This is a genomic window from Corallococcus carmarthensis, assembly GCF_003611695.1.
GTDB classification, from domain to species: Bacteria; Myxococcota; Myxococcia; order Myxococcales; family Myxococcaceae; genus Corallococcus; species Corallococcus carmarthensis.
Genome location: NZ_RAWE01000342.1, coordinates 1 through 6,260, shown reverse-complemented (window position 1 = coordinate 6,260; position 6,260 = coordinate 1). Strand labels below are relative to the sequence as shown.

6 protein-coding genes, 4 tRNA genes and 2 pseudogenes are annotated in these 6,260 nt (G+C 69.0%); 1 reads left to right on the top strand and 11 read right to left on the bottom strand.

Annotated elements, in window-relative coordinates; translation table 11 throughout:
• Positions 1-398 (top strand): annotated as a pseudogene (locus tag D7X32_RS47315) (phage recombination protein Bet); the annotation flags it as partial.
• 95 nt (positions 399-493) lie between these two features.
• Here D7X32_RS47315 and D7X32_RS42405 read toward each other — a convergent pair.
• The 11 genes and pseudogenes from D7X32_RS42405 to D7X32_RS42355 form a co-directional block, all read right to left on the bottom strand.
• Positions 494-567, bottom strand: a tRNA-Arg gene (locus D7X32_RS42405).
• A gap of 21 nt (positions 568-588) precedes the next feature.
• A tRNA-His gene (locus D7X32_RS42400) sits at positions 589-662 on the bottom strand.
• Positions 663-761: 99 nt separating this feature from the next.
• Positions 762-835 (bottom strand) — tRNA-Arg (locus D7X32_RS42395).
• A 39-nt stretch (positions 836-874) separates the two neighbouring features.
• Positions 875-948 (bottom strand) — tRNA-Pro (locus D7X32_RS42390).
• 71 nt (positions 949-1,019) lie between these two features.
• Positions 1,020-1,613, bottom strand: coding sequence for an RdgB/HAM1 family non-canonical purine NTP pyrophosphatase (gene rdgB / locus D7X32_RS42385; protein ID WP_120608188.1), 594 nt, complete (start codon positions 1,611-1,613; stop codon positions 1,020-1,022).
• The gene (gene rph / locus D7X32_RS42380; RefSeq protein ID WP_120608187.1) at positions 1,610-2,314 is read right to left on the bottom strand and encodes a ribonuclease PH; all 705 of its coding nucleotides are present in this window, start codon (positions 2,312-2,314) and stop codon (positions 1,610-1,612) included. The genes rdgB and rph overlap by 4 nt, the downstream gene beginning before the upstream one ends.
• 48 nt (positions 2,315-2,362) lie before the next feature.
• Entirely contained in the window at positions 2,363-3,163 is an 801-nt protein-coding gene (locus D7X32_RS42375; protein ID WP_120608186.1) for an N-acetylmuramoyl-L-alanine amidase family protein, read from the bottom strand.
• 64 nt (positions 3,164-3,227) lie between these two features.
• A complete protein-coding gene (gene selD / locus D7X32_RS42370; protein WP_120608185.1) occupies positions 3,228-4,289 on the bottom strand; it encodes a selenide, water dikinase SelD in 1,062 nt (353 codons plus the stop codon).
• Between the two features lie 8 nt (positions 4,290-4,297).
• The gene (locus D7X32_RS42365; protein WP_120608184.1) at positions 4,298-5,242 is read right to left on the bottom strand and encodes a DUF4388 domain-containing protein; all 945 of its coding nucleotides are present in this window, start codon (positions 5,240-5,242) and stop codon (positions 4,298-4,300) included.
• Positions 5,243-5,279: 37 nt separating this feature from the next.
• On the bottom strand, positions 5,280-6,002 hold the full coding sequence (locus D7X32_RS42360) for a tetratricopeptide repeat protein (RefSeq protein ID WP_014394857.1): 723 nt from the start codon (positions 6,000-6,002) through the stop codon (positions 5,280-5,282).
• A 37-nt stretch (positions 6,003-6,039) separates the two neighbouring features.
• Positions 6,040-6,260, bottom strand: a pseudogene (locus D7X32_RS42355) (hypothetical protein); the annotation flags it as partial.

Here is a 6,260-nt window from a genome sequence, read left to right as displayed (position 1 = left end):
TCCCCACCCTGGCCCCGGCCCCCGCCCCAGCGGAGGCCCCCAAGAAGGGGGAGACGGCCTGGACTCCGGAGAAGGAGGAGCCGGGGCTGGACGTGGACGTGCCGCTGGCGCCGGCCGCGACGGTAGTGGCGGTGCCCGTGGCCCAGACGCCCGAGCGTCCCAAGGCAAGCGGCGTGGTGGTGGCGTTCGGTCCGTACAAGGGCAAGACGACGTCCGAGCTGTCCGACGACGAGCTGGGCGAGACCATCGACCTGGCGCACGAGAAGCTGATGGAGCAGCCCCGGGCCCGGTGGGCGAAGGCCATGCGCGAGAACCTCACCGCGCTGGAGGCGGAGACGGAGCTGCGCTGCCGCGTGCCGACCGCCAAGGACAGCGCCGGGACGAACCCGGAGGCCTGAAGGCCGCCGTAGCCCCGAAATGAACAACGCCCGCGTCCCAGCAAGAAGGGGCGCGGGCGTTTCGTTTTACGGGCGGGAAGGAGCTGGGAAAGGAGTGCGCCCAGAGGGACTTGAACCCCCAACCCTCGGCTTCGAAGGCCGATGCTCTATCCAGTTGAGCTATAGGCGCGACAGGAAGCGAATGAAGAAGGGCGAATGACCGGGATCGAACCGGCAACCTCCGGAGTCACAGTCCGGCGCTCTAACCAGTTGAGCTACATTCGCCGTCACTTCAACTTCACACGTCACGGCTTTGAAAGCGGCGGTCTCCTACCGTGGAAACCGGGGCCGTTCAAGGCCCAAAACCATCTGCCAGCAGATTTGCGCCCCAGGCAGGGCTCGAACCTGCGACCCCCGACTTAGAAGGTCGGTGCTCTATCCAGCTGAGCTACTGGAGCTGGCCGGTCCTCACTGCTGATTCATTACGGCACTTCAAGTCGGGGCGAGAGGATTCGAACCTCCGACCCCCTGCGCCCAAGGCAGGTGCGCTACCAGGCTGCGCTACGCCCCGAGAAGTGCTGCATTCTTCGCCTAACGCGAACGGACGCGCAAGCTTGCTGTTCCTGACGCCCGCCCGGCCGGTCACAGCGCCAACAAATGGCGCCGCATCAGCTGGAAGGCCCGGGCCCGGTGCGACACCCGGGACTTCTCCTCCGGCGCCAGCTCCGCCATGGAGCGCCCGCCCTCTCCGTCCACCTGGAACACCGGATCGTACCCGAAGCCGTTCGTCCCCTTGGGCGCGCGCAGGATGACGCCCTCGCAGCGGCCCACCTCCACCCGGGGCTCGTCGCCCTTCTTGCCCGTCACCAGCGCCAGGGCGCAGCGGAAGGACGCGGTGCGCTTCTCGTCCGGCACGCCCGAAAGCTCCGCGAGCAGCTTCTCGTACCGGGCCCGGTCATCCCCCGGCGCGTACCGGGCGGAGAGCACACCCGGCCGCCCGTCCAGCGCGTCCACGCACAGCCCGGAGTCGTCCGCCAGCGCGGGCAGCCCGGTGGCCTCCGAGTACTCGCGGGCCTTCTTCACCGCGTTCGCCTCGAAGGTGGCGCCGTCCTCCACGGGCTCGGGCACGGGGGGCAGGTCCTTGAGGGACACCACCTCCACCGCGTCACCCACGAGCGCGCGCAGCTCGCGCAGCTTGCCGGCGTTGCCGGTGGCGAAGAGCAGCTTCGGCTTCATCCCAGCACCTTCGCCTGCGCGACGGTGAGTTGCTGGATGGCGGCCAGCCCCCCGTCCAGCATCGCGTCCATCGACTTGCGGTCGAAGAGCTTGTGCTCGGCGGTGCCCTGCACCTCCACGATGCGGCCGTCGCCCGTGGCCACGAGGTTCAGGTCCACCTCCGCCGTGGAGTCCTCGTCGTAGTCCAGGTCCACGCGCACTTCGCCGTTCACCACGCCCACGGACACCGCGGCCAGCGGGGTGAGGCCCTTCAGGATGCCCGGCTTGTTGAGCGAGCGCATGGCCAGCACCAGCGCCACGTACGCACCGGTGATGGACGCGGTGCGCGTGCCGCCGTCCGCCTGGATGACGTCACAGTCCAGCGTGAACGTGCGCACGCCCAGCGCCTGCAGGTCCACCGACGCACGCAGCGCGCGGCCGATGAGCCGTTGAATCTCCATGGTGCGGCCGGACTGCTTGCCCTTGGCGGCCTCGCGCGAACCGCGGGTGTGCGTGGCGCGCGGGAGCATGCCGTACTCGGCCGTCACCCAGCCCGAGCCCTTGCCCATCAGGTGCGGCGGGACGCGGTCCTCCACCGAGCAGGTGACGAGCACCTTGGTGTGGCCGAACTCCACCTGCACGGAGCCCTCCGCGTAGCGGTTGACGTTGGGCGTGAGGGTGACAGGCCGAAGGTCCAGCGCACCACGGTTGAAGGAACGCACGGGGGAAAGCTCCTGACGCAAAGAGGACTGCAAAGCCCCCACGCTTTATCAGGGCCCCGTGGCTCCGGCCACCGGTTGCGAGGGCGAGGAGTCCCGCCGGCGCGTCTCCCGGAGGAAGGCCTGCACCCCGTCCGCGATGGCCTCCGCCAGGGTCTCCTGGTACGCGGCCTTCCCCAGCCGCGCGCCCTCCTGCGGGTGGGAGATGAAGCCCACTTCAATCAGCACCGCCGGCGCCTCCACGCCCGTGAGGACGAAGAAGGGCGCCTGCTGCACGCCCCGGTCCGCGGCGCCGCTTTGGGACACCAGTCGCGGGTGGATGGCGTAGGCCAACCGGGACGCGTCCGAGTGCGCCTCCGTGCGCGCCAGGTCATCCAGGATGAAGGCCAGCGTGGAGTGTCCGCGCGCCGAGCGGGCCGTGGGGGCTTCCGCGTTCTCCCGGTCCGCCACCGCCCGCGCCGCCTCACCGGAGGCGTTGGCGGAGAGGAAGTAGGTCTCGATGCCTTCGGTGCGCTCGCGCAGGCGCTTCGTGGGCATGGAGTTGGCGTGGATGGAGAGGAAGAGGTCCGGCCGCTGGATGTTGGAGAACTCCACCCGCTCCGACAGCGCCATCTGCGTGTCGCGCTCGCGCGTGAGGAACACCTCGCTGCCCGCCGCCTCCAGCTTCTCGCGCAGGCGCTGGGCAATCTGGAGGGCGATCTCCTTCTCCCAGAGCTCGCCGGGCCCCTTCGCGCCCTCCTTCGCCCCGCCATGTCCCGGGTCGATGACGATGCGCGCGCCGCGCTCCCCCGCCCCGGCGAGGGCCGGCAGGAGGCACGCGAGCAGGAGGAGGGGGAAGCAGCGCGGCGACATTCTCGCCCGGATGTTAGCCGGGCCCCGGCCCGGAGGCGAAATCCGCTCCCGGGCGCCGGTGCGTTCAGCCAATGACGTCGATGCCGGGACGGCCCGCCTGGACCTCGCCGATGAGGGCCGCGTCCACGCCGGCCTTCTCCAGCGCCTGGATGGCCTTGAGCGCGTGGCGCGCGGGCACACTGGCCAGGAGGCCTCCGTTGGTCTGCGCGTCCGCGAGCAGCCACTGGATGTGCTCCGGCAGCCCCTCCGGGAACGTCACGTGCTTCTTCACGTGGGCGAGGTTCGTCTTGGTGCCACCCGGAATCACGCCGGCCTCCGCCAGCGCGGGAACCTCCGCGATGAGCGGGATGCGCTCCAGGTCCACCGCCGCGCGCGTCTTCGCGCCGGTCATCATCTCCAGCAGGTGACCCAGGAGGCCGAAGCCCGTCACGTCCGTGAGCGCGTTCACCTTGAAGGTGCCCGACGCGAACACCTCACCGGCCGCCTTGTTGAGCGTGGCCATCTGCGCCGTCACGCGCTTCGTCAGCGCCTTGGACGCGAGGCCCCGCTTGATGGCGGTGGTGGCGATGCCCGTGCCCACCGGCTTCGTGAGCAGCAGCACGTCCCCCGGCTTCGCGCCCGCGTTGGTGAGCACCTTCTTCGGGTGCACCACGCCGGTCACGGCCATGCCGAACTTGGGCTCCGGGTCGCGGATGCTGTGGCCGCCCAGGATGGGGATGCCCGCCTCGTCCGCCTTGGACTGGCCGCCCGCCAGAATCTTCTGCAGCGTCTTGAGCGGCAGCTCGTCCGGGAAGCACACCAGGTTGAGTGCGAACAGCGGCTTCGCGCCCATGGCCCAGATGTCCGACAGCGCGTTGGCTGCGGCGATGGCGCCGAACTGGAACGGGTCGTCCACGAGCGGAGGGAAGAAGTCCACCGTCTCCACCACGGCCATGCCCGGCGCCACCTGGTACACGGCGGCGTCGTCGTTCGTGTTGAAGCCCACCAGGGCCCGGGGGTGGGACGCCGCCCCCTTGAGCCCGCCCAGGACCTTCGCCAGGTCCCCCGCCTTGAGCTTCGCCGCGCAGCCCGCGCAGTGGCTCATCTCGGTGAGGCGCTTCGCCTTCACCGGCTTCCCGCCCGCCATGCCGCCCCCTACTCCGCGCGCACGTAGTCGCGCTTCATGAGCTGCACCACCGATTCGGCGGTGAGCACGTCGTCGCCGTCCGAGTGGTCCAGCACACCGCCCAGCGAGCCGTGGTTGTGCACGAGCTGCAGCACATCCAGCAGCTCCGGCGTCAGCTCCTTGAGGGGCGCCGTCAGCGGCTGCGCGATGCGCAGCGCCGTGGCCATGGGCGGCAGGTTCGGCTGCAGGCGCTTGAACTCGTCCAGCTGCCGCAGGGCGTCCATCAGGAGCGCTTCGGTGGAGGAGTCCAGCTCCACCATGAACTCCTGCGAGTCCGCCGGGCGCAGCTCGAAGTCACCCTCTTCCCAGGTGACGATGCGGTTGAAGCTCTTCTGCGGGCCCAGGTTGTGGTTGTCGTCGATGACCGCGTAGTACACGCGGCCCTGGCGCAGGTAGATGCGGCCCTCGTGGGCGTTGTTCACCACGAGCACGCCGTTCTTCTTGGACGTGTGGAAGAGCTGGAGCAGGTCCGGGAGGGGGATCTCTTCAATCTTCCCCGTCATGGAGCTGGCCTTGGTGGTGCGCGCGGCCTGGGCGGCGGCGGCCTCCTCCAGCTTCTGCTTCACGACGCTCTCGTCCACGGCGGCGCTCTCCGCGCCCTGGTGCACGAGCTTGAGGATGGAGGTCCCGATGAGGATGCGGTCCCCCTCCTTCAGCTTGGCCTGCTTGACCTTCTCGCCGTTGACGAAGGTGCCGTTGGTGGACCCCAGGTCCTCGATGGTGATGGCTCCGTCGGAGAACAGGATCTTCGCGTGCTTGCGCGAGACCATGTCCTCCACCAGCACCATGTCCAACTCGCTCGACCGTCCGACGACGATCTGCTTGTTGGCCTTCAGCGGGAACTCACCGCCCTGGTACTTCCCGGAGATGAACTTGAGGGCAAAGGACTTCGCCGTACCGCCAGGAGTGCTCACGGTGCCGCGACCTCGATGATGGAAGTTGCCATGGTGCTCAACCCGTCACTTCCGCCTTCCCCGGGTCCTTCACCAGGTTGAGGTACATCTGCGCGCTCTTGTTGCCGGGGCTGCGCACGAGCACGTCTTCCCAGACCTTCACCGCCTCGTCACGGCGTCCCGCCGAGTACAGGGCGATTCCATAGTTGATCCGTCCAGGAATGTACGACGGATTCTGCGCGATGACCTGTTCGTACTCCGCCAGGGCCGCCGCGTTGTCGCCGGCGTCCCTGAGGGCGTTGCCCAGCTTGAGGCGGATGTCCACGAACTCCGGGAAGTGCGCCAGCGCGCGGCGGTACTCTTCAATGGCCTTCGCCCAGACGCCGCTGGAGGCGAACACGTCGCCGATGTCGGCGTACATGTTGGCCACCTTCTTCATGACGTAGGGGTCGAGCTCGCCGGGGGCGCCCTTCTGGCGGGACAAGGCGGCCTGGTAGACCTCCTTCGCCTCCGCGTACTTCCCCATGTCGTTGTAGATGACCGCCAGGTTGAGCGCGGCCTCGGTGTATGCGGGGTTGAGCCGCAGCGCGGACTCAAAGGCCCGCTGCGCCCGGGCGAACTGGCCCTGGTCGTGGTAGATGATGCCGAGCATGTTGTAGACGTCGGCGAAGGTCGGATTCTGCTCGACCACCTTCGTCAGGAACTGCTCGGCCTGGGCGTACTGCTTCTTCTCGAAGGAGCCGCGCCCGAGGGTCAGTAGCTGCTTGAGGGCTTCGTCCATGACTCGGCCCGCGCGGGCCCCTGCCTCCTCGGGTAGCCTACATGAGCCCGGGCGAAAACAAGAATTGATCGCCCTCGCGCACGAGCAAAAGCGGTCGCTCCCCCCGGGTGTCCACCGGCCGGGCCGGAAGGTCACCCTCCAGCCGGTAGTGCTCCGTCACCGTCGCCTCGTCCCGCTCCAGCCGCGCGTACCAGGCCTGGACCGTCAGCCGGCGCTTGCTCAAGGGGGCCACTTCCTCCCACGTCCGCCCCGCCCCGC

What these genes read in the sequence shown, in the direction of transcription:
- rdgB (WP_120608188.1), bottom strand. Translation starts at nt 1,613, where the DNA reads ATGAAGCCGAAGCTGCTCTTCGCCACCGGCAACGCCGGCAAGCTGCGC.
- D7X32_RS42375 (WP_120608186.1), bottom strand. Translation starts at nt 3,163, where the DNA reads ATGTCGCCGCGCTGCTTCCCCCTCCTCCTGCTCGCGTGCCTCCTGCCG.
- selD (WP_120608185.1), bottom strand. Translation starts at nt 4,289, where the DNA reads ATGGCGGGCGGGAAGCCGGTGAAGGCGAAGCGCCTCACCGAGATGAGC.
- D7X32_RS42360 (WP_014394857.1), bottom strand. Translation starts at nt 6,002, where the DNA reads ATGGACGAAGCCCTCAAGCAGCTACTGACCCTCGGGCGCGGCTCCTTC.